The 21,684-nt window shown below is 34.3% G+C and carries 19 protein-coding genes; 9 read left to right on the top strand and 10 right to left on the bottom strand.

Annotated features, from left to right (window positions below; all coding sequences use genetic code 11):
* Positions 1 to 40 precede the first annotated feature (40 nt).
* The 3 genes from ruvX to FGM02_RS01145 are packed head-to-tail and all read right to left on the bottom strand — an operon-like array spanning position 41 to position 2,118.
* The gene (gene ruvX, locus FGM02_RS01155; RefSeq protein ID WP_139956136.1) at positions 41 to 451 is read right to left on the bottom strand and encodes a Holliday junction resolvase RuvX; all 411 of its coding nucleotides are present in this window, start codon (positions 449 to 451) and stop codon (positions 41 to 43) included.
* A gap of 18 nt (positions 452 to 469) precedes the next feature.
* The gene (locus tag FGM02_RS01150) at positions 470 to 1,273 is read right to left on the bottom strand and encodes a glycosyltransferase (protein WP_139956134.1); all 804 of its coding nucleotides are present in this window, start codon (positions 1,271 to 1,273) and stop codon (positions 470 to 472) included.
* 41 nt (positions 1,274 to 1,314) lie between these two features.
* Positions 1,315 to 2,118, bottom strand: coding sequence for an alpha-1,2-fucosyltransferase (locus FGM02_RS01145; RefSeq protein WP_139956132.1), 804 nt, complete (start codon positions 2,116 to 2,118; stop codon positions 1,315 to 1,317).
* 175 nt (positions 2,119 to 2,293) lie between these two features.
* On the opposite strand from FGM02_RS01145, the gene FGM02_RS01140 reads away from it, so the two are divergent.
* Both FGM02_RS01140 and FGM02_RS01135 read left to right on the top strand, forming a co-directional pair.
* Positions 2,294 to 2,854, top strand: coding sequence for an L-threonylcarbamoyladenylate synthase (locus FGM02_RS01140; RefSeq protein ID WP_139956130.1), 561 nt, complete (start codon positions 2,294 to 2,296; stop codon positions 2,852 to 2,854).
* 5 nt (positions 2,855 to 2,859) lie between these two features.
* Positions 2,860 to 4,284, top strand: coding sequence for a CCA tRNA nucleotidyltransferase (locus FGM02_RS01135; RefSeq protein WP_139956128.1), 1,425 nt, complete (start codon positions 2,860 to 2,862; stop codon positions 4,282 to 4,284).
* Between the two features lie 30 nt (positions 4,285 to 4,314).
* On the opposite strand, the gene FGM02_RS01130 is transcribed toward FGM02_RS01135, so the two are convergent.
* The 4 genes from FGM02_RS01130 to FGM02_RS01115 all read right to left on the bottom strand — a co-directional run bounded on the left by FGM02_RS01130 (position 4,315) and on the right by FGM02_RS01115 (position 9,467).
* Positions 4,315 to 6,141 carry an ABC transporter ATP-binding protein gene (locus FGM02_RS01130; RefSeq protein ID WP_139956126.1) on the bottom strand — a complete coding sequence of 609 codons (1,827 nt, stop codon included), beginning with the start codon at positions 6,139 to 6,141 and terminating at the stop codon, positions 4,315 to 4,317.
* A 3-nt stretch (positions 6,142 to 6,144) separates the two neighbouring features.
* Entirely contained in the window at positions 6,145 to 7,863 is a 1,719-nt protein-coding gene (locus tag FGM02_RS01125) for a phospho-sugar mutase (protein ID WP_139956124.1), read from the bottom strand.
* 117 nt (positions 7,864 to 7,980) lie between these two features.
* A complete protein-coding gene (locus tag FGM02_RS01120) occupies positions 7,981 to 8,934 on the bottom strand; it encodes a glycosyltransferase family 2 protein (protein WP_139956122.1) in 954 nt (317 codons plus the stop codon).
* Between the two features lie 14 nt (positions 8,935 to 8,948).
* Complete coding sequence (locus tag FGM02_RS01115) at positions 8,949 to 9,467, bottom strand: DUF4199 domain-containing protein (protein WP_139956120.1); 519 nt, start codon at positions 9,465 to 9,467, stop codon at positions 8,949 to 8,951.
* Between the two features lie 169 nt (positions 9,468 to 9,636).
* On the opposite strand from FGM02_RS01115, the gene gldC reads away from it, so the two are divergent.
* Positions 9,637 to 9,972 (top strand): gliding motility protein GldC, encoded by a 336-nt coding sequence (gldC, locus tag FGM02_RS01110; RefSeq protein WP_139956118.1) that lies wholly within the window; start codon positions 9,637 to 9,639, stop codon positions 9,970 to 9,972.
* Positions 9,973 to 10,040: 68 nt separating this feature from the next.
* Here the strand turns inward: gldC and FGM02_RS01105 are convergent, their stop codons facing one another.
* Both FGM02_RS01105 and folK read right to left on the bottom strand, forming a co-directional pair.
* Positions 10,041 to 13,964 (bottom strand): OmpA family protein, encoded by a 3,924-nt coding sequence (locus tag FGM02_RS01105; protein WP_139956116.1) that lies wholly within the window; start codon positions 13,962 to 13,964, stop codon positions 10,041 to 10,043.
* 138 nt (positions 13,965 to 14,102) lie between these two features.
* Complete coding sequence (gene folK / locus FGM02_RS01100) at positions 14,103 to 14,603, bottom strand: 2-amino-4-hydroxy-6-hydroxymethyldihydropteridine diphosphokinase (protein ID WP_139956114.1); 501 nt, start codon at positions 14,601 to 14,603, stop codon at positions 14,103 to 14,105.
* A 60-nt stretch (positions 14,604 to 14,663) separates the two neighbouring features.
* Here folK and sppA point away from each other — a divergent pair, with 60 nt between their 5' ends.
* Genes sppA through FGM02_RS01080 form a run of 4 tightly spaced genes read left to right on the top strand, consistent with a single transcriptional unit; the run spans position 14,664 to position 18,762 of the window.
* Entirely contained in the window at positions 14,664 to 16,406 is a 1,743-nt protein-coding gene (gene sppA / locus FGM02_RS01095; RefSeq protein ID WP_139956112.1) for a signal peptide peptidase SppA, read from the top strand.
* A gap of 8 nt (positions 16,407 to 16,414) precedes the next feature.
* A complete protein-coding gene (locus FGM02_RS01090; protein ID WP_139956110.1) occupies positions 16,415 to 17,167 on the top strand; it encodes a 5-oxoprolinase subunit PxpA in 753 nt (250 codons plus the stop codon).
* 1 nt (position 17,168) lies between these two features.
* Positions 17,169 to 17,843 (top strand): 5-oxoprolinase subunit PxpB, encoded by a 675-nt coding sequence (gene pxpB / locus FGM02_RS01085; protein ID WP_139956108.1) that lies wholly within the window; start codon positions 17,169 to 17,171, stop codon positions 17,841 to 17,843.
* A complete protein-coding gene (locus FGM02_RS01080; RefSeq protein WP_139956106.1) occupies positions 17,836 to 18,762 on the top strand; it encodes a 5-oxoprolinase subunit C family protein in 927 nt (308 codons plus the stop codon). Before pxpB ends, FGM02_RS01080 begins: the two co-directional genes overlap by 8 nt.
* On the opposite strand, the gene FGM02_RS01075 is transcribed toward FGM02_RS01080, so the two are convergent.
* The gene (locus tag FGM02_RS01075; RefSeq protein ID WP_243739321.1) at positions 18,763 to 19,779 is read right to left on the bottom strand and encodes a LacI family DNA-binding transcriptional regulator; all 1,017 of its coding nucleotides are present in this window, start codon (positions 19,777 to 19,779) and stop codon (positions 18,763 to 18,765) included.
* A 188-nt stretch (positions 19,780 to 19,967) separates the two neighbouring features.
* Between FGM02_RS01075 and FGM02_RS01070 the strand changes: the two genes are divergently transcribed.
* Together FGM02_RS01070 and FGM02_RS01065 are read left to right on the top strand one after the other, a co-directional pair.
* On the top strand, positions 19,968 to 21,035 hold the full coding sequence (locus FGM02_RS01070; RefSeq protein ID WP_139956104.1) for an isocitrate/isopropylmalate dehydrogenase family protein: 1,068 nt from the start codon (positions 19,968 to 19,970) through the stop codon (positions 21,033 to 21,035).
* A gap of 1 nt (position 21,036) precedes the next feature.
* The gene (locus FGM02_RS01065) at positions 21,037 to 21,684 is read left to right on the top strand and encodes a cyclase family protein (RefSeq protein WP_139956103.1); all 648 of its coding nucleotides are present in this window, start codon (positions 21,037 to 21,039) and stop codon (positions 21,682 to 21,684) included.

Below are 21,684 nucleotides of genomic sequence, written 5' to 3'. Positions count from 1 at the left end.
AAGGTGTTTGCTATGGAAAATACGGCTTTTTAAAAGCTAATTATTTGTTGTACAGGTAGGATTGTAAGATGATAGTGGCGCTTATTTCGTCGATAAGTGCTTTGTTTTGTCTTTTTTTCTTAGACAAACCTCCATCAATCATTGTTTGAAAAGCCATTTTAGATGTAAAGCGTTCGTCTTCTCTAACTATAGGAGTTTTAGGAAAAGCACCTTTTAGTTTTTTTATAAAAGCCAAAATTAAAACCTCACTTTCGCTATCACTGTAGTTCATTTGTTTTGGTTTTCCAATAACAATGGTTTCTACAGTTTCCTTTTTGCTATAGTTTAATAGAAAGGAAATAAGCTTTGGTGTTTCAACAGTTGTAAGTCCTGATGCAATTATTTGCAAATCATCAGTAACTGCAATACCTGTTCTTTTTTTTCCGAAATCTAATGCGAGAATTTTTGCCATAAATACTAAATTGTTACGCTATTTTACGATACCGTTTTTGGCCCACTTTATGTTTTCTTGTTTTACTTTTTGACGGATTTTTCGGTTTCGTTCCCAAGTTTCTTTTCCATCATAGCCACGCTTATGGTCTAAATGCAAACAAATAGCTTGATGTCTGATTTGTTTTCCTGTAATGCCATTGTTCATCATTCGTTCGCCCATTTCACGGTCCAAACCACCATAGGTCATGTCTTCGTTAAAACCATTTACGGCAACAATGTTCTTTTTATAGGTAGAACTGTTAGCCCCATTCCAAGTCGCCTTAGTGGTAGTAATCCGATCCATAAATCTGGCCCATTTCCCTTTTACGCGCAGTTTTATAGATTTTAATGATTTTGTTTGTCCGTGTTTCACCAACCAATGGTAATCGAAGGCATTCTGAGACTCTATATCTTCTCTCGTAATTTTTAAACTCACAGGCATGGTTAGTTTGTAGTAGCCTGCAGATAGTAATAAATCTTCTTGAGCGTATTTTTTATGTGTTTCAATAAAATCTTGTCGAGGCAAACAATCGTGATCGGTAAAAATTAAATAATCACATTTTGTTTGCTTAATGGCATCGTTTAGTATCTTGGTTTTTCTAAAGCCAATATCTTCGTGCCAAACATGTTCTATTTTTAATTGAGTCGCATATTTTTCAATGACCTCTTTTGTCGCAGCTTTTGAACCATCGTCTGCAATAATTAGCGTAAAATCTTGATCATTTTGTGCTAAATATCCCCAAAAAATTTTCTCTAACCATGCCGGATGGTTATAGGTAGTTATGACAACACCAACATTCATATTTTATATTTTTTTTAATTTGAAATCTCAAGCAAGTTGACTTACAATTGTATCCAATCTTCACAAATAATATTTGTTTCTTTGTTAACGAACCATTGCTTGGGAGAAATAACCGTTTTGTTTTTGTTTTGATTGAGCCAAGCGCCCCACCATGAAAAACTACTATTTGCCGTAATGTTATTTTTACACAAGCTCATTAAATAAATATCTTCATGAGGTGTGCATTTATGATCTACAAAAACAACATTTTCAATGTTTAAATTTTCTTTTGTCCATTCAATATCATCCGAAAAAACAAAAAATGTAGTATGGCTTTCTTTTGAAAGAATGTGGTCAATAGCAGCTCTGTAATAATCTAAACTACAAACTCCGTGAATGGTTTGGTTTATCTTTTTACTTACATAATCTCCTCGGCGTACATGTAATGAACAATTGCTTTGTGTGCTATTTATTTGTTTTGCATAATCAAGGGTTGAAACTCCTTTTGCAGTTATTTGTTGAAACTGACTTAAGATTGTTTTCCGAGCTTCTTTGAAATATTTTTCTGTTTGAAAATAACCCTTTACATAAGTGTTGCCATCAACTTCAAGTAAGTTTTCGTTAAAAAGAGAGTTTTTTTCTTTTACTGATTTTATAAGACCAATTTTAGCAAGAAAAACAGAAAGACTACTAGCTGCTTTTAAATCAATATTGTACTTGTCTAATTGATAGCCACCGTGTAGTTTGTATTTTTTTATTTTGGATAAATCTATTTGAACATTTTTTCCGGAAGCCTCTAATGCCTTGGCATATGCATACTGAAACATTTGGTTTCCAAGACCACCTATTATCCTTACAATAATCATTATATTTGTTTGAAGAGGTTAAAAAACAGGAACAAAAATACAATTTAAATAACAATACTAATTGATTAATTAGAATAATTAGAATAATTAGACAGGGGTACGTTAAAAGAAAAGTGGATGTTTTCAAGAAAAATTTTATAGTTTCGCAAGAAATTTTTTTTCATAATAATTAGACATGATTGCGGAAATAGAGACAACAAACGTTTTTTTAGAAAATCATAAAATAATTTTGTATCCAACCGATACGGTTTGGGGGATAGGATGTGATGCAACCAATGAAGAGGCTGTGGCTAAGATTTACCAATTAAAGAATAGAGAAGAAACTAAGAGTTTAATTATTTTGGTAAATTCTGTTGAAATGCTTCAGGAGTATGTAAGCTATGTTCCTCAAAAAGCTTTGGAGATTATCAAATTAGCTAAGAAGCCAACGACTATTATTTATGAGAATCCAAAAGGATTGGCGAAAAATACCATCGCCAGTGATAATACCATTGCCATTCGTATCGTAAAAGATGAATTTTGTGAACAATTGATTCAAAAATTTGGCAAACCTATTGTTTCAACTTCAGCAAATGTTAGTGGTGAAGCTACTCCAAAAAGCTTTTCAGAAATAAGCGATGCTGTTTTGCGTAACGTAGATTATATAGTAAATTCGCAGCACGATAAAATGGCCGATAAATCATCAACAATTTTAAGGATTGTTAACAAAGATGAAATTGAAGTTATTAGAGAATAAGATTTATGCAAAACTCATATTACAAAGAAGCCTTAGCTTCTGAAATTTTCACCTACATTTCACAAGCTGCGAAAGAGTTAGATATTAAGAGCTATGTAATTGGGGGCTTTGTCCGTGATTTTTTATTGAAAAGAGGAAAAGCCAAAGATGTAGATGTTGTTGCGGTAGGAAGCGGAATAGATTTGGCTAGAAAAGTTGCCAGTTTATTGCCGAACAAACCCAAGGTTCAGGTTTTTAAAACCTATGGTACCGCCATGTTGCGCTACAAAGATATTGAAGTTGAGTTTGTAGGTGCAAGGAAAGAATCTTATACAAAAGATAGTAGAAACCCAATTGTTAGTGAGGGTACATTAAAGGACGATCAAGAGCGTCGAGATTTTAGTATCAATGCCTTGGCTTTAAGTTTGAATGAAGAAGATTTCGGTTTGTTATTAGATCCTTTTGAGGGAGTAGCGGATATGGAATCTAAAAAATTAATCACGCCTTTAGATCCAGATGTTACTTTTTCTGATGATCCTTTACGAATGATGCGTGCCATACGTTTTGCAACCCAATTGAATTTTGTAATAGATAATTATTGTTTTGCTTCCATAACAAAAAATGCGCCTCGGATAGATATTATTACCAAAGAGCGAATTGTTGTAGAGCTGAACAAAATAATCATGGCCGATAAACCTTCTATAGGTTTTTTGTTACTTGAAAAATCGGGATTGCTAGAACGAATTCTGCCAGAGTTGACAAATTTAAAAGGAATAGATGAGGTTGACGGACAGAAACACAAAGATAATTTTTACCATACTTTAGAAGTAGTAGATAATATTGCACCCACAACAGACGATTTATGGCTGCGTTGGGCAGCTTTGTTACACGATATAGGAAAAGCACCGACAAAGAAATTTCAGAAAAAAATTGGTTGGACTTTTCATGCGCATGAATTTGTTGGATCGAAAATGGTGTTTAAACTATTTAAAAGATTAAAAATGCCATTGAACCAACCTATGAAGTTTGTTCAGAAAATGGTTTTGTTAAGTTCTCGTCCCATTGTTTTGGCTTCAGATGTTACAGACTCGGCCGTTCGAAGATTGTTGTTTGATACAGGTGACGATTTGGATAGTTTAATGACTTTATGCGAAGCGGATATTACCACAAAAAATCCAATCAAATTCAAAAGGTACCATAACAATCATAAATTAGTTCGAGACAAGGTGAAAGAGGTCGAAGCAAGAGATCATGTTCGAAATTTTGAGCCTCCAATTTCAGGAGAATTAATTATGGAAACCTTTAATTTAAAACCTGGACGTGAAATTGGAATTATAAAAGAAGCTATTAAAGAAGCGGTGCTGGAAGGAGTAATTCCAAATGAATACGAAGCAGCGTTTCAATTAATGTTAAAGCAGGGAGCTTCACTTGGCCTTCAGGCTGTATCTTAAAAAGACAGCCTGCTTAAGCATATTTATTTTTTATATCGATTGTAAATTTACCAATTTGTAGTATTCTCCTTGTTTAGAAATTAATTCTTCATGAGATCCTTGTTCAACGATAATTCCTTTTCGTAAAACCACAATGGTATCGGCATTTTGGATGGTTGAAAGTCTGTGAGCAATAACAATAGATGTTCTGTTACGCATCATATTTTCCAAAGCATCTTGTACCGATTTTTCTGATTCTGTATCCAAAGCCGAAGTCGCTTCGTCTAAAATCATGATCGGTGGGTTTTTATACACAGCTCTTGCAATAGCAATTCTTTGTTTTTGACCTCCAGAAAATAAGCCGCCACCATCTCCAACCGGACTGTTATACGTGTCAGGTAATTCTTGAATAAAATCATGGGCATTTGCAATTTTTGCCGCTTGTATGATTCGTTCGTCATCGGCATGATAATCACCCAAGGCAATATTGTTTTTAATAGATTCATTAAACAACAAAGCTTCTTGAGCAACAATCCCCATTTGTGCTCTTAAAGATTTTGTATTGATGGTTTTGATATCAATACCATCAATTAATATAGCTCCTTCATTAACGTCCCAAAAACGTGTGATTAAATTGGCTAAAGTCGATTTACCACTTCCAGATTGTCCAACCAAAGCAACGGTTTTACCTTTAGGAATCGTCAATGTAAAGTTTTTCAAAACATATTCTTGATCATATTTAAAAGAAATATTATCGAATACAATTTCTTTGTTGAAGCCTGTAATTTCTACAGCATTTTTTTGATCGGCCAAAGGATTTTTACTGTCTAAAACTTCAATAACTCTTTCGGCAGCAGCGTTTCCGTTTTTCATGCGGTTGTTTGCCTTAGAAATGTTTTTGGCAGGAGTTAAGACATTATATGCCAAAGCCATAAATGTAATAAATGCACTAGGCTGAATAGAGTGTCCAACCAATACCATTCTTCCTCCAAACCAAAGCAAACAGGCAATGGTTGCGATTCCTAAAAATTCTGAAGTAGGACTAGAGGCGGCATCTCTCAAACTCATTTTATCACTAACCACTCTAATATTATCACTTCTTTTGTTATAGGTTTGGGTAATAAATTTTTCAGCATTAAAAGCTTTTATGACTTTCAATCCGGTTATAGATTCTTCAATTTTACTCAATAGATCGCCACCTTGATCGAAAATAGAGCGTGCTTGTTCTTTTATTTTTTTTGTAATCAGCGAAATGACAATACCTGATACAGGTATAAATGTAAAAATGAACAATGACAATTCCCAACTCATGCCAATCATAATAATCAACGTGAAAATGATGTTCAATGGTTCTCGTATAAAAACAATTACCAAGTCTAAATAGGTAGAATTTACGATGTTAATATCATTGGTTGCTCTGGAAATAACATCCCCTTTTTTCTTTTCAGAATAATAAGAAACGGGGAGTGAAATAATTTTATCAAAAATTTCTTTTCGCAGGTCGTTTAGAACATTGTTTTTTGTGAAGGCCATATAGACATTTCCAAGATAGCCAAAAATGTTTTTTAGAAGGAAGACAAAAATGATGATAGAAACCATAATAATAAGGGTACTATCAATTCCATTGTTTGTTGTGTTTGTGGTGACGAAATAATTCAGAAGATTTTCTAAATAGTCTTTTGAAATTTTTAAGGTTCCAGGAAATTCGGGTTTTATCAATATTTTTTCCGTTTCTCCAAAAATAACGCCTAACATGGGCATTAAAGTAACAAAGGACAATGCTGTAAATAACGCATAAAATACGTTAAAGAATATAGCAAAAAAACCTTGCCATTTGTATGGCAAGGCATAAGATAAAAATCTTTTGAAATTTTTCATTTATTATTTTAGGTTTAAGGTCTCAATAATATCTTGTATTTTTTGATCTAATTGAGCTTCTACTTTATCTGCATCTTCAATAGCACTTAGTGTTGCTTTAACCCCAAAATAGAATTTTATTTTAGGTTCTGTCCCACTAGGTCTAACGCAAAGTTTCGTTCCATCTTCTGTATGGTAAATTAATACATTTGATTTTGGGATATCAATAACTGTTTCTTCTCCGTTAAGTAAATTCTTTTGGATAGAAGTTCCGTAATCACAAACATATTTTACTTTTGATCCTAGAATTTCTTGAATCGGGTTTTCTCTATAGTTGGCAATCATTTGTTGAATTTGCTCAGCGCCATCCATACCTTTTTTGGTAATAGAAATTAAAGATTCTTTGTAATAACCATGAGTTTTATAAATCTCTAACAATTGTTTGTACAAAGTAGTTCCGTTAGCTTTTGCATGAGCAACCATTTCACAGGCTAATAAACAAGCTGTAACGGCATCTTTATCTCTTACAAAATCACCAATCATATAACCAAAACTTTCTTCACCACCACCAACAAAATCTTTCGTTGGGTTGTCGGCTATTGCTTTTCCAATCCATTTAAAACCTGTCAAGGTAATAACCGTTTCTACACCGTAATGGTCGGCCAAAACTTTTACCAATTCAGATGAAACAATGGTTGTTGCTGTAAATTGTGTACCATCTAGTTTTCCTGCTGCTTTCTTTTGTTTGATTAAGAAATCGGTCATTAAAATCATGGTTTGATTTCCATTCAATAATTTCATGTTTCCTTCTAAATCTCTAACAGCAATTCCTAATCGATCACTATCAGGATCACATCCCATTAAAATTTCAGCGCCAATTTTGTTAGATAATTCTGTAGCCATGGCTAAAGCTTCTGTTTCTTCTGGATTAGGAGAAACAACCGTAGGGAAATTACCATTAGGTTCTGCTTGTTCTTTTACCAAGTGCACATCGCTAAAACCAGCTTTCTCTAAAACTTGAGGAACCGACATAATAGAAGTTCCATGCAAAGCTGTAAAAACTACTTTTACATCACTTCTATCTACAGTACCAAAAGTTCCATTGGCAACAGAAACTTCGTTGAAAGCTTCATCAACTTCTTTTCCTATATAGGTTAACAAACTTTCGTTGGCTTCAAATTTAATTTTATCAAAAGAAACTTTGTTCACTTCGCTAATAATTAAACCATCATTAGGTGGCGTTACTTGGCAACCGTCTGCTCCATAAACTTTATAACCGTTGTATTCTGGTGGATTATGAGAGGCGGTTAATACAATACCAGCATCACAGCCTAAATGACGAACAGCAAAAGATAATTCTGGAGTTGTTCTTAGGTCTTCAAATAAGAATACTTGAATTCCATTGGCTGTAAAAACATCTGCAACAACTTTGGCAAATTCTTTACTGTTGTTACGACAATCAAAAGCAATTACTGTTTTTAATTGTTTGTTTGGGTTTTGTTGAATTAAAAAATTAGAAAGACCTTGTGTCGCTTTTCCTAAAGTATATTTGTTAATTCTATTGGTTCCAGCACCCATAACACCACGCATACCACCCGTTCCAAATTCCATGTCTTTGTAAAAACTATCCGCTAAAACTTCAGGATTGTTGTCTATTAAAGATTGTACTTCTTGTTGAGTTGCTGCATCAAAAGTTGCAGATAACCATTCTTTGGCCGTGTCGATGATGTTTTGAGTATTCATATGTTTTTTTTATAATTTGAGCAAAAATAAGTTAATTTTCACAATTTTTTTTGAAGTAAATGCGTAAATCTACTATAACGGTTTCTTAACGAAATAAGCGTAAAACGTACATTTTATCTATATTTCCGATGCTATTTGGTAATCGGGTTTGTTCTTTTTAGTTCTCAAAATTAATTCCCCAATAAAACCGGCTAAAAATAGTTGTGTTCCCAAAATCATGGTGGTTAAAGAAATATAAAATAGGGGACTGTCGGTAACTAAAGGAGAAGGTTTGTGGTAATAAAAAACATTGACCAATTTAATACCCCCCATAACCATGGCTGAAAAGAAACCAAATACAAACATAAACGTACCTCCTAATCCAAAAAGATGCATGGGGCTTTTGCCGAATTTACTGACAAACCAAATGGTAATTAAATCTAAAAAACCATTGATAAATCTTTCCATTCCAAATTTGGTCACACCATATTTTCTGGCTTGATGTTTGACTACTTTTTCTCCAATGTTATTAAAACCCGCATTTTTGGCAAGTACCGGAATATAGCGGTGCATTTCTCCATGTACATCAATGGCTTTTACCACACGATGATGGTAAGCTTTTAATCCGCAATTAAAATCATTTAATTGAATTCCAGAAGTTTTTCTTGCTGCCCAGTTAAATAATTTTGAGGGTATGTTTTTTCTTATTTTAGAATCAAAACGTTTCTTTTTCCAACCACTAACCAAATCAAATTTTTCTTTGGTAATTAAGTCGTACAAGGCCGGGATTTCGTCTGGTGCATCTTGTAAATCGGCATCCATCGTTATGACTACATCTCCTTTTGTTTTTAAGAAACCAGCATTTAATGCCTGAGATTTTCCAAAATTGGTAGCGAATTTGATTCCCTTAACATTCTTGTTAATAGAGGATAGGTTTTCAATAATTTGCCACGAAGTATCCGTACTACCATCATCTATAAATAGTATTTCATAGCTAAAATTGTGTTCTGTCATTACCTTGACAATCCAATCATGTAACTCTATTAAAGATTCTTCCTCGTTTAATAAGGGGATAACTAGGGATAAATTCATTGAGGGGATGTTGTTTAAGCTTCTTTAGATTGTTTCATAATGGCTCCAGTGATTGCAGAAATAATAAAACCAATAAATGCACTAGCAACAATTCCGATAGCAGAAGAAATAAAGGGGCCTTTCATTTTGTTGGTCATATTCATGGTTGCTTCAATTTGTTCTTCGTTCAAACCTTTGTTAAATAAATCTTCTTCTTGTTTGGCTATCAGTTGGTCCATAAAATCAGGTTCAATAAAAGTCATGAATAACTGATTGTAAATAATGGCAATAACCGCACTTATAACTGCAACGCCAACGCCAATTTTTACGGCTTCACCAAAAGATAAAAAACCATCATTGGTAGCTTTGAAGTTTCTAATGGCTAAAAAAGTAATTAGAATCATGATCACAATACTCAACAAACCATAAATCATATTCGGAGATAAATGTTGTCCTAAAACATACTGGGTAAGGCTAATTAAAATAGAAGTGGCTCCTAGTATGGCTCCGTAATTAAGAATGATGTTTTTGCTGTTGGCTTTTGCTGCGTCCATAATTTTATTTTTTGTAACAAATATACTTACTTTCTAAGAAAGCTAATTGTGTTTTTCTGAATAATAATTTGTTTTACAGACTTGGTTTCTTTTCTTTTTTTGAAATTGTTAATTATAATTTTTTGAATACTGTATCTTTGCCCTTTGTAAAAAGAAAAATAGGATAGATATGGCAGTAGTACATAAATCGAAAATCGAATTTGAAATTGGATTAGACGAAAATAAAGTTCCGGAAAAAATGCTTTGGAACGCAGAAGATGGAGGCGTAGAAAAAGATGAAACAAAAGCAATCATGATGTCTATATGGGATGCGAAAAAGAAGGATACATTGCGTATTGATCTTTGGACAAAAGACATGCCTGTTGATGAAATGAAACAGTTTTTTCATCAAACATTAGTTTCTATGAGTCATACTTTTGAGCGTGCAACCAATGATGAAAAGATGGCAGAAACGATGAGAGATTTCTGTGATTATTTCGAAGAAAAATTGGACTTAAAGAAATAATAAAAATAGTTGAAATAAAAAAAGGCACTCAATTTAGAGTGCCTTTTTTTGTTGCTTAAGTTTCCTTTTTATTCAGGAAGAATAAATTTAAATTCTATTCTGTTATTTAATTCACTTGTAGCAAGATCACTGTCGTTAGGATATTTTGGATTTTCATCACCATAACCTTCTGCTGTTAATCTGTCCTCTTCAACGCCTCCGTCAATTAAATATTTCATAATGGCATTTGCTCTTCTTTTAGAAAGAAACAAACTGTATTTTTCATTATGCTTGTCATCTGTATGTGCTTCAATATGAAATTTAGTAGCAGGGTATTCCTGAATGATTTTGGTTATTTGATCTAAAACTTCAGTAGTCTCATTCGACAAAGTGTTTTTGGTTCTGGCAAATTTAATTTGGCTAGCCAAGTCTTCAATTCTTACAGAAACACTTTTATCGAAGTTTTTATCTGGACAACCTTTGTTAGCAGCAGTACCTTTAACATCTGGACATAAATCATCGTCATCAGCAACACCATCACCGTCTAAGTCACTTTCTACAGGACAGCCTTCGTTGTTTTTTAATCCTTTTACAAGCGGGCATCTGTCTTTATAGTCAGGAACTTCATCTTTGTCAGAATCAATAGCAACACCATTCGAATATACTTTTACACCGAAAGGCGTATTGGCTTCCTTGTCGTATAAGTCGATAACACCATCTTGATCTGTGTCAATTGTATTTCCTTTGATAGCTCCTTTAATTTCAGGACATCCTTTGTTTTCAACACTTCCTGGTTTAAAAGGACAATCGTCCATATGATCAGGGACATCATCGTAATCAGAATCTACCGCAACTCCGTTACCATAAACTCTTGCGTTTTTAGGCGTGTTTGGTTCTTTGTCAAATTCATTTACAACACCATCACCATCAGAATCATTCCAATCAAATTCTTTAACGTCTTTTGGACATCCTTTGTTTTCAACAGGACCTGCTTTTAAAGGACACTCATCTCTGTAGTCTGGTAATCCATCACGGTCGCTGTCAATAGGAATTCCGTTTCCATAAACCAATGCGCCTTCCGGCGTATTTGGATCTTTGTCGAATAAATCAATTACTCCATCTCCATCGGTATCTACTAATTGTAGTTGGCCTGTAGCTTCTTTTTCTTCAGGACATCCGTCTTTTTCAATACTTCCTGCTACGGTTGGACATTTATCAGAATAATCAGGAATACTATCATAATCCGTATCAATGGCAACACCATTTCCATAAACTTTAGCACCTTTAGGTGTATTTGGCTCTTCATCAAATTGATCTACTACACCATCTCCATCTGTATCTATTAAAGTAACGGTTCCGCTTTTATCTTTTTTCAATTCTTTAGGACAACCACCATTGCTGTCTTCTCCAGGGCTAAGTGGACATGCATCTTTATGATCTGGAGTTCCATCATTATCAGTATCCATAGAAACACCGTTTCCGTATACTTTTACACCAAAAGGTGTATTTGGTTCCTTGTCGTAAATATTGATAACACCATCGCCGTCTGTGTCTTCGGAAAGTGGACAGCCATTTTTGTCTACTGATCCATATTTGTAAGGACAAGCATCAGAATGATCTGCAATACTATCCCCATCAGTATCAATAGAAACTCCGTTACCATAAACCTTAGCACCTTTTGGGGTATTAGGTTCTTGGTCTAAAGCATCTGTAACTCCATCGCCATCTGCATCATTTAAGTTGAAGGTTCCGTTATTAGCCGTTTTAATTTCTTTAGGACATCCATTTCCTACGCCAGGTTCTAACGGACAAGCATCGTTTAAATCAATAATTCCATCTCTGTCTGTATCAATTGCAACACCATTACCATAAACTTTAGCGCCTTTTGGTGTGTTGTTTTCAGCATCTAATTCGTCTATGACACCATCGCCATCTGAATCTTTAACGGTATAGGTAGCTGCAACTTCAGTATTGTTTGTTGTTTCTGTTTTATCAGGACATCCACTTTCGTTGGTGCTAGGTTTTAACGGACATTCATCAAAAATATCTATCACACCATCTCCGTCTGTGTCAATGGCAACACCGTTCCCGTACACTTTTGATCCATATGGAGTATCTTCTTCAGCATCCAAAGCATCAATTACGCCATCGCCGTCAGTATCTGTAATGCTAACTCTAGGAGTTCCTTGAGGTGTTGTCGTAGCAACAGGTTCTGTAAATTCTGGGCAGCCATTTCTGTCTGCTGATCCAAATTTCAAAGGACAGTCGTCCATGTAATCTGCAACACCATCTTTATCGGTATCAACAGAAACACCATTTCCGTAAACCAATGCACCTACTGGTGTATTGGGTTCTTTGTCAAAGGCATCTGCCACACCATCTCCATCTGTATCTTCTCCACCAATACTTCTTAATTGCGGTTGTATTAAATTTGCAGACTCGGTAATGTTTACCTCTTTGTCGTAAATTTGCAATCCTTTTTCTGATTCAGGTTGAATAAAATTAATTTCTACTCTTCTATTGAATTTTCTTCCTTGCTCAGTGTCGTTTGAATGTGTAGGTTTTTCTTCTCCATAACCTTGAGAATACAAACGGTAGGTATTTACCCCCATACCTGTAAGATAGGTCAAAACGCTTTCAGCTCTTCTTTCAGATAAATTCATATTGTAATAAGCAGGAGCTCTATCATCCGTATGTCCATCAATTTGGAATTGCGTATTTGGATATTCCAACATGATGTTGGCAATTTCATTTAAGATACTGTAAGAATCACCTTTAATTTCATCGCTGTCTGATTTAAAGTAGATACTTTTTGATAGTAAGAAAATTCTTTCAGAAACATCGTTCGGTGCTCCGTTATTTCCATAACCGTAACCAGATCCGTCTCCAAAGTTTTTTGGACAACCTAAAGTTTCTTTCATTCCTCTTTCTTCAGGACAAACATCATCAATATCAAGAACACCATCTCCATCCGTATCAGGAGGACAGCCTTCGTTGTGCTCTGGTCCTGGCACTAGTGGGCACTTATCAATATGATCTGGAAGCCCATCTTTATCTGAATCTACTGCTTTACCACTACCATAAACTTCTGCTTCAATAGGGGTTTCAGGTTCTTTGTCCATTTCATTGATTACCCCATCATTATCTTCATCACCAAAATCATAATCAGGTTTTTCTTCCTCCTCATCATCATGTACCCAAATAGCATATTTGTCTTTTTTTCCAAATTTGTAAACCAAACCAAGACCTGTCACAAAGTAATTTTCATAATTCTGTTGATTACTAATGGCAGCATCAAGATGATCTTCGTGATTTACGTAGATTGATGAACGTAGTTCAATGTCAATTTTTCTATTTACTCTGTACTTTAAACCGACTCCAATATTTAAAAATACGGATTTAGCGTAGTTTTTATCTTTTCGGAACTTATTACTGCCAAAATCAGCTTCAATAACAACTCCTTCGTCAGAAACATCATCTAAATACCTTAGGGGATCGTAATTTCTAATTAATAATCTTGAATTGTATTTTTGATAACCAAACCCTCCATATAAATTAAAATTCCAACGGTCACTATGTCTTTTCCATAAATTATCGACACTTATTACGGCATTTAGTTCTGCGCTATATGCAGTTCCTTCCATATAAAAATTTTCATTCGGAAAATCGTTTGTGTATAAAATGTCATAATAGCTGTATTCAGGATCAGAGAATGATTGACGTCCACCACCTAAACTAGAGTAGCCAACTTTCAATTCCATTCCAAGAATAGGATTGAACATTTTATCAATGTATAAATAGCTACCAAAGTTGTAGTACTTTCTACCATCTGAATTCCCAAAGGAACGCAAGTCACCATGAAGAATTATGTTACTAACCCCGAAACCAACGGCCCATGTATCGTAGTATTCGCTAAAAGTGGATTTTTTTTCTTCTACTTTTTTTTGTCCAAATAATTGAGAGGAAACTAAGGCAAAAAAGAGTATTCTTAAGGCTTTGTTTTTTAAAGTCATTCTAAAATTTAAATTAATCAAATTCCTTAGGGTAGAACAATAGCAAAAATAATACTATTATTTTACTAAACGAATTTTTTCACTCATTTATTGTAGCTAAGGTTTGGTCGTTAAACTATGTTAATTAATTGCAGTTTTTTAACGGATTTTTTGATCTGTTTTTTCAATTTTACTAGTGTCTTTGCATAGCTCTAGAAGCTGTTGTATGGTGTTTTTTGTATTAGGGAATACGGTGTCTTTGGCGATTTCATTTAAGGGGTAAAGTACAAAATTTCGTTCTATAGCTCTGGGATGAGGAATGATTAATGACTTGCTTACAAGCACTTCATTTTGAAATAAAATAACATCAATATCAATGACTCTATTTTGATAGCCAACACGAGCATTTCTAATTCTACCAAGTTCAATTTCCATAGCTAAAATTTTGTCTAAAAGTTCTGAGGAATTGAGTTCGGTTTTTACTTCAATACAAATATTATAAAACTCATTTCCTTCAAATCCAAGTGCTGGAGTTGCATAAATAGAAGAAATTTTTGAAACAATTCCTATTTCTTGTTCAATAGCATTTACAGCGTTTTTTAGGTTTTGAAGCTTGTCAGATAAATTGCTTCCTAAGGATAAATAAGTAGTAGATTTCATAAGCCACAAAGAAACGAAAGAAAACAGAATAGTTTATATTTGCTCATAAATTAATTTTCAATGGACTTTTTAAAAAATTTGCTAGCCTCGGTTATGGGCTTTTTCATAGCCTGTACAATTATTTTATTTTCAATTATTCTTATTGCCTTTTTTGTTGGTCAAGAAGAAGAAATTGAAGTGAAAACGAATTCTGTTTTAAAACTTTCCTTAGAAGCTGTAGTGAAAGATTATGCACCAAAAGCAACCGATCCTATTTCTGAAATTTTAGGTCAGAATGAGGATTTTATTGGTTTGAATGCTATTGCAACGGCAATAGAAAATGCAAAGTATGACGCCAACATAAAAGGAATTAGTTTAGAGACAAAAGCTGTTTCAGCAGGTTTAACACAGGTAAAATCTATACGTGAGGCTTTGACTTCATTTAAAGAGTCTGGAAAATTTATTTTCGCTCATGGCGATTTTTATGGTCAAAAAGAATACTATTTAAGCTCCGTTGCTGATTCCGTTTTTGTAAGTCCCTTAGGAGAAGTCGAATTTAAAGGCTTGGCTTTTGAAACGTTATTTTTTAAAGATTTTCAAGATAAATATGGGATGAAAATGGAAGTCATTCGACATGGAAAATACAAAAGTGCGGTAGAGCCTTATTTGGAAAATAAAATGAGTGATTCAAATCGATTGCAGTTAAAAGAATTGATCGATTCTATTTGGGATGACGTTTTAACGGGAGTTTCAGAAGAACGCGAGGTTACAAAGGAAACCTTAAACCATATTGCTGATAATTTGTTAGGAAGAAGTGCTGAGTTGGCAAAAGAGAATCATTTGGTGGACGGTGTTATTTATAAAGATGCCTATGATGCTAAAATCACCAATTTACTTGGAGGTAAATTTTCAACTATTTCATTGACCGACTATATAAAAACAGGTAAGGGAGCTAAGTTTAATTCTTCTCCAAATAAAATTGCAGTGATTTATGCGCAAGGTGAAATTATTTACGGACGAGGAGATGAAAATTATGTGGGACAAGAAATGATTATTGAAGCTCTAAAAAAAGCAAGAAATAAAGAAAGCATCAAAGCGGTCGTTTTACGAGTGAACTCTCCCGGAGGAAGTGCTTTGGCTTCTGATTTGATATGGCGAGAATTGGAGTTGACAAAAGCTGAAAAGCCATTGATTGTTTCTATGGGAGACTTAGCAGCTTCAGGTGGTTATTATATTGCTTGTAATGCGGATAAAATAGTTGCTGAACCTTCAACCATAACTGGCTCTATAGGCGTTTACGGAATTGTTCCAAATATAAGTGAGTTTTCTGAAAACATTGGAATTCATTCTGATAGAGTTGCGACGAATAAAGGTGGTTCTTACAGTGCTTTTCAACCGATGAATGCTGCGTACTATAAGGTAACCAAAGAAGGAGTTGATAAAGTGTATCATTCGTTTGTAAGTAAAGTTGCCAAAGGTAGAAACATGACTTTTGAAGAAGCGCATGAACTTGCACAAGGTAGAGTTTGGACGGGGACGCAAGCCTTACAGAACGGTTTGGTAGATGAACTGGGTGGATTGGAAAGGGCTATGGAAATTGCAGCAACAGCAGCCGGACTGAGCGATTATAGAACCGTAAATTACCCTTCTTATGAAAAAGATTTTAAAGAGACTTTAAAAGGAATTCCCTTTATAAAATCGGAAGCCTCACTTTTAAAAGAATGGGTAGGTACTGCAAATTTTCAATTGTTTAAAAAACTACAAGATTTAAAAACAGCAATGGGTATGCAGGCAAGACTTCCTTTTGTATATGAACTAAAGTAAGAAACCTTATGCGAATTGATTTAAATTGTGATGTTGGTGAGAGTTATTACGCTAAGAAAATAGGTCAAGATGAAGCCTTAATTCCGTTGATTACTTCTTGTAATATCGCTTGTGGTTTTCATGGTGGAGATCCTTTAACCATTCAGAATGCTATTGTTTTGGCTATTAAAAACGGCGTGCAAATTGGTGCACATCCTTCGTATCCAGATTTAGAGAATTTTGGAAGAAAAAAAATGGACCTTTCTTCTGTGGAATTAAAGGCAAGTCTGCGCTATCAAATCGGTGTTATTCAAAAATTAACTGAATTTCATGGAGGTAAAATGAGTCATGTAAAACCTCATGGAGCTTTGTACAATGAAGCGGCTAAGGATTTCAATTTGGCGGTAGAAATAGCAGAAGTAATCAAAAGTTTTGGGCAAAATTTAATTTTTTTAGGACAAGCAAATTCTCAAATGGAAAAAGCGGCAGCCCTTGTCGGTATTCCTTTTGTAAAGGAAGTTTTTGCTGATCGTACTTATACAAATAATGGTTTGTTAGTTCCACGAACAAAAAAAGGAGCTGTTATCTCTTCTGTAAAAGCATCTAGTAAACAAGCTTTGCAAATGCTTTTAGAGAATAAAGTAAGTACTATAGAAGGTGAACTTTTACATATTGAAGCGGAAAGCATTTGTGTTCATGGCGATTCTGAAAATGCGCTGGTGTTTGTCAACAAACTTCGAAAAGATTTTTTAAATAAAAATATTCAAATAAAATCATTTTAATATGTTGAAATGTGAGGTGTATGGAGATTCAGCAGTGTTGTTAACTTTTTCAGAAGGTTTCTCTGAGGAAATACATACAATCATCGTGAACTACACCCGCAGTTTAAAAGAGAAAAAAATAGAAGGAATTGTTGCAATCATTCCTGCCTTTACTACGATTACCATAAGTTATGATGCGCATATTATTTCTTTTAAAGAATTGAAAGCTCTATTATTACATATTCCTTTAGAAGAAAAAAAAGGACAGCTTACTAGACTTATTGAAATTCCTGTTTGTTATGATACCGAATTTGGAAAGGATTTTGAGGAACTTATTTTACATACTGGTTTAACAAAAGAGGAAATAATTAGTCTACATACGGCGCCAGAATATTTAGTTTATATGTTGGGTTTTACTCCTGGCTTTTTTTATTTAGGAGGTTTGGATGAAAAATTATTTTGTCCTAGAAAAGCCAATCCAAGGATGAGAATTGAAGAAGGAGCTGTCGGAATTGGTGGTCAGCAAACAGGTGTGTATTCGGTGGCGAGTCCCGGTGGTTGGCAAATTATAGGCAAAACCCCAGTTAAAATTTTTGATAAAACCAATTTGGAAACTCCATTCAAAGTTCAACAAGGAGATCGAATTAAGTTTGTTGAAATTAGTTTAGAGGAATATAAAAATCTTAAACATGATTGAAATTCTTAAACCTGGGTTTTCTACAACAATTCAAGATTTAGGCAGATTTGGGTACCAAGACTACGGAATGCCAATTTCGGGCGCTATGGATACAGATGCGGCTAAGTTGGCTAATTGGCTGGTTGGAAATCATTCGAATGAAGCTGTTTTAGAGCTTACTTTAATAGGACCTGTCATGAAATTTCATTCAACAACTTTTATAGGGATTACCGGCGCTAATTTAAATCCTCAAATAAATGGCACTGCTATTGCCATGTACAAAAGTGTGAAAGTTGAAAAAGGAGCAGTGCTTAGTTTTGGAAAGTTGAGTTCAGGTGTACGGACCTATATTTCATTTTCGGGGGGACTTCAATTAGAAAAAGAGTTGGGCAGTTTTTCGACATACTCATATGCTGCTTTAGGAGGTTTTCAAGGAAGAGCATTGAAAAAAGGGGATAGACTTTTGTTAAATACTAAAAATATTACAGAAGTTAAAAAAGTACCCAAAGAGTTTCAGTTAGCCTATACTTCAAGTTTAACAGTAAGAGTATTACCTAGCATTGAGTTTGATTTATTTTCAGAAGAATCCCAAAAAACGTTTTTCGAAAAGGAATATGTGATTGGTGCCCAAAGTAACCGAATGGGCTATCGATTGGAAGGAGACGCTTTGTGCTTAAAAGAAAAAGCAGAATTACTTTCTTCTGGAATCATTACAGGCACGGTGCAAGTCCCTGAAAATGGACAGCCTATAGTTTTATTGACTGATGCGCAAACCACGGGCGGATATCCAAGAATAGCAAATGTGATTGCTATTGACCTTCCTTTTTTAGGACAGCAAAAACCGGGTGATAAAATTAGATTTAGACAGGTGTCTCTAGAGGAGGCGCAAGCCTTAAATCATAATAAGAATATGCGTTTAAAAAAGCTCTTGAAAACTTAATTAGCGTTTGTTTCTGTTAGTAGAATTTCTAATAATTAAATTCGACTTTAATATTTTTCTAGTGTTTTTTATTTGATGGTTTTTTATTCTATTGATGATGAATTGTGCGGAGGCAAGACCCATTTCGTAATCAGGTTGATCTACACTTGTTAAGGTTGGGTCTAATAATTCATCAATAGGTTCATTGTTAAATCCTATAATCGATAAATCTTCAGGTATTTTTATACCTCTTTCTTTGGCGGCCAACATTACAGAAATAGCAATTTGATCGCTAAAACATAAAATTCCATCGGGGTGTGTTGGTGCGTAAAGCAGTTTTCTAGCAAGGGTTAAATGACTTTCTCGATTGAAATTACAGTAGTCTATCAGTTTTTCATTTAAGGAAAAATTGCTGTCGGCAAGTGCTTTTTTATAGCCTAACAAGCGTGTGTTGCTAATTTGCAAAATTTCTGGGCCACCGATATAAGCAATTTTTTGGCAACCTATTTCTATCAAATGCTGCGTCGCATCATAAGCGGCTCTAAAGTTGTCTAACACAACTTTATCACTTTCAACTTCGTCGCACAATCGGTTAAAAAATACAAGCGGAATGTTGTGATCTTTCGCTTCTTGAAAATGTGAAAAATTTTTAGTCTGACTGGCATGAGAGACAATTAATCCAGCAATTCCAATTTCTATAAGTTCCTTTACCAAGCCTTTTTCTCTTTCATAAGATTCGTTAGATTGGCATATAATGATTTTCATATTATTGTCCTCAGCAATTTTTTCGATACCACTAATGGCCATTGCATATAAGTGATAACTTATTTTTGGAACGATAACCCCTATGGCATTCATTTTTTTTAAGCCAGTAAAATCAAAGTTTTTATTCGCAAAATAATTCAATTCTTTCGCTGTTTGTAAAACTAAGTCACGAATTTCTTTACTAATTCTAGGATTATTTTGTAAAGCTCTAGAAACGGTTGAAACCGAAACTTGCAGTTTGATTGCGATGTCTTTAAGAGTCGTTTTTTTCATAATAATATTTTTCCAAATTTAATACAGAACTTTGAGTTGTGCAAAACATTGCGCATTAAACTTGAATCGAAGCATTTTTTTAATCTAATTTTATCATTAATATTGTAGAACAATAAATTAATAAAATCACAGTGCAAATAATTGCGCAAAATATTTTAAAATAAAAATTATATTAAATTTCTAGAAAGATGGGTAAAAAGTACAGTATTGCAGTTGTAAATGGAGATGGGATAGGAAGAGAAATTGTACCTGCTGGAATGGCAGTTGTACATGCGGCTGCTAAAAAGTTTGGGTTCGAAATAGCGACAGAAGAGTTTCCATATGGTGCTGGTTACTACAAAGAGCATGGTCAGTTTATGGCAGACAATGCTTTGGAAGATTTGAAAAGGTTTGATGCCATCTTTTTTGGAGCCGTTGGCTTGCCAGAAGTAGATGATACTTTGCCAGCAAGAGATTATACGTTTAAAGTTAGAACAGCATTTGAACAATATGTAAATTACCGCCCGGTAAAATTATTTGCAGGTGTTGAAAGTCCGTTAAGATATAAAACAGAAAAAGACATTGATTTTGTTGTTGTAAGAGAAAATAACGAAGGTGAATTTGTACAAAGCGGAAAAATAATGCATGCTGATAAACCAGGAGGAATGGCAATTGATACCAGTATATTTACTCGACATGGTATTGAGCGTATTGCACATTATTCGTTTAAATTAGCGCAAAAAAGAAGAAAGAAGGTGACCAATGTAACTAAGTCAAATACCTTAATACATAGTTTAAAATATTGGGATCAGGTTATTGCAGAAGTTGCTGAACAATACCCAGATGTAGCCTATGATAAAATGTATGTAGATAATGCTTCTGCAAGTTTTGTTTTAAAACCAGAAGTTTTTGATGTAATTGTAACGACAAATCTAATTGGAGATATTTTATCAGATTTAGGAGGTGCTATTATGGGAAGTTTAGGTTTAGGAGGAAGTGGAAATATCAATCCCGAAAACGAATTCCCATCTATGTTTGAACCTATACATGGTTCGGCACCAGATATTGCTGGACAAAATATTGCAAATCCAATTGGACAAATTTGGTCAGGAGCGATTATGTTGGAACATATTGGCGAATTGGAGGCTTCAAAAGCAATTATGGAAGCCATAGGTAAAGCAACTTCTAAAGGAGAATTTACGAAAGATTTAGGAGGTACTGCAAGTACAACCGATATTATGAACAATGTATTAGAAGCCTTAAACGCTAAAAAATAAAATGCAAATAGATACAGGAAATAAAATTATCGATTTAACACGCAGCATTTCAAATGGTGATCCTGGGGTGACGATTAGTGTTGCAAAATCTATGGAAGAAGATGGTTGGAATGCTTCAACATTGCAACTGTATTCTCATATTGGAACACACATGGATGCTCCTTTGCATTTTAATGTGAGCAGCCAAACAATTGATGAAATTCCTGTAGATAGATTAATTTCTAAAGCCTGGTTGGTCGATCTATCTCATATCAAATCGAAAGGTTTGATTTCTATAAATGATTTAGGGAAAATTGCTGAAAAAGTAAAAGACGGTGACAGCCTGTTGTTAAAAACAGGTTGGAGTCAGTTTTTTGGAACGGATTTGTATCGAAACGAATTGCCAAGGTTGAGTCAAGAATTTGCTGAATGGTGTGTTGCTAAGAAAATTAACATGATTGGTGTAGAACCACCTTCTGTAGCCGATGTAAACTCAATAGAAGAAGTCACCTTGATTCATGAAATTTTAATGAAAGGGAATATCATTATTGTAGAAGGTTTGGTGAATTTAGATAAAATTAAATCGGCCTCAGTAAGTTTGATAGCGCTTCCTTTAAAAGTAAAAAAAGGTGATGGTTCTCCGGCAAGAATTATAGCGATTGAAAGATAA

This window comes from Flavicella sediminum, assembly GCF_006381105.1.
GTDB classification, from domain to species: domain Bacteria; phylum Bacteroidota; class Bacteroidia; order Flavobacteriales; family Flavobacteriaceae; genus Flavicella; species Flavicella sediminum.
This window is presented reverse-complemented; position numbering and strand designations above follow the sequence as displayed.

Bases quoted from the DNA above. Each gene is read 5' to 3' on its own strand.
- ruvX (WP_139956136.1), bottom strand. From the start codon at position 451: ATGGCAAAAATTCTCGCATTAGATTTCGGAAAAAAAAGAACAGGTATT.
- FGM02_RS01150 (WP_139956134.1), bottom strand. From the start codon at position 1,273: ATGAATGTTGGTGTTGTCATAACTACCTATAACCATCCGGCATGGTTA.
- FGM02_RS01145 (WP_139956132.1), bottom strand. From the start codon at position 2,118: ATGATTATTGTAAGGATAATAGGTGGTCTTGGAAACCAAATGTTTCAG.
- FGM02_RS01140 (WP_139956130.1), top strand. From the start codon at position 2,294: ATGATTGCGGAAATAGAGACAACAAACGTTTTTTTAGAAAATCATAAA.
- FGM02_RS01135 (WP_139956128.1), top strand. From the start codon at position 2,860: ATGCAAAACTCATATTACAAAGAAGCCTTAGCTTCTGAAATTTTCACC.
- FGM02_RS01130 (WP_139956126.1), bottom strand. From the start codon at position 6,141: ATGAAAAATTTCAAAAGATTTTTATCTTATGCCTTGCCATACAAATGG.
- FGM02_RS01125 (WP_139956124.1), bottom strand. From the start codon at position 7,863: ATGAATACTCAAAACATCATCGACACGGCCAAAGAATGGTTATCTGCA.
- FGM02_RS01120 (WP_139956122.1), bottom strand. From the start codon at position 8,934: ATGAATTTATCCCTAGTTATCCCCTTATTAAACGAGGAAGAATCTTTA.
- FGM02_RS01115 (WP_139956120.1), bottom strand. From the start codon at position 9,467: ATGGACGCAGCAAAAGCCAACAGCAAAAACATCATTCTTAATTACGGA.
- gldC (WP_139956118.1), top strand. From the start codon at position 9,637: ATGGCAGTAGTACATAAATCGAAAATCGAATTTGAAATTGGATTAGAC.
- FGM02_RS01105 (WP_139956116.1), bottom strand. From the start codon at position 13,964: ATGACTTTAAAAAACAAAGCCTTAAGAATACTCTTTTTTGCCTTAGTT.
- folK (WP_139956114.1), bottom strand. From the start codon at position 14,603: ATGAAATCTACTACTTATTTATCCTTAGGAAGCAATTTATCTGACAAG.
- sppA (WP_139956112.1), top strand. From the start codon at position 14,664: ATGGACTTTTTAAAAAATTTGCTAGCCTCGGTTATGGGCTTTTTCATA.
- FGM02_RS01090 (WP_139956110.1), top strand. From the start codon at position 16,415: ATGCGAATTGATTTAAATTGTGATGTTGGTGAGAGTTATTACGCTAAG.
- pxpB (WP_139956108.1), top strand. From the start codon at position 17,169: ATGTTGAAATGTGAGGTGTATGGAGATTCAGCAGTGTTGTTAACTTTT.
- FGM02_RS01080 (WP_139956106.1), top strand. From the start codon at position 17,836: ATGATTGAAATTCTTAAACCTGGGTTTTCTACAACAATTCAAGATTTA.
- FGM02_RS01075 (WP_243739321.1), bottom strand. From the start codon at position 19,779: ATGAAAAAAACGACTCTTAAAGACATCGCAATCAAACTGCAAGTTTCG.
- FGM02_RS01070 (WP_139956104.1), top strand. From the start codon at position 19,968: ATGGGTAAAAAGTACAGTATTGCAGTTGTAAATGGAGATGGGATAGGA.
- FGM02_RS01065 (WP_139956103.1), top strand. From the start codon at position 21,037: ATGCAAATAGATACAGGAAATAAAATTATCGATTTAACACGCAGCATT.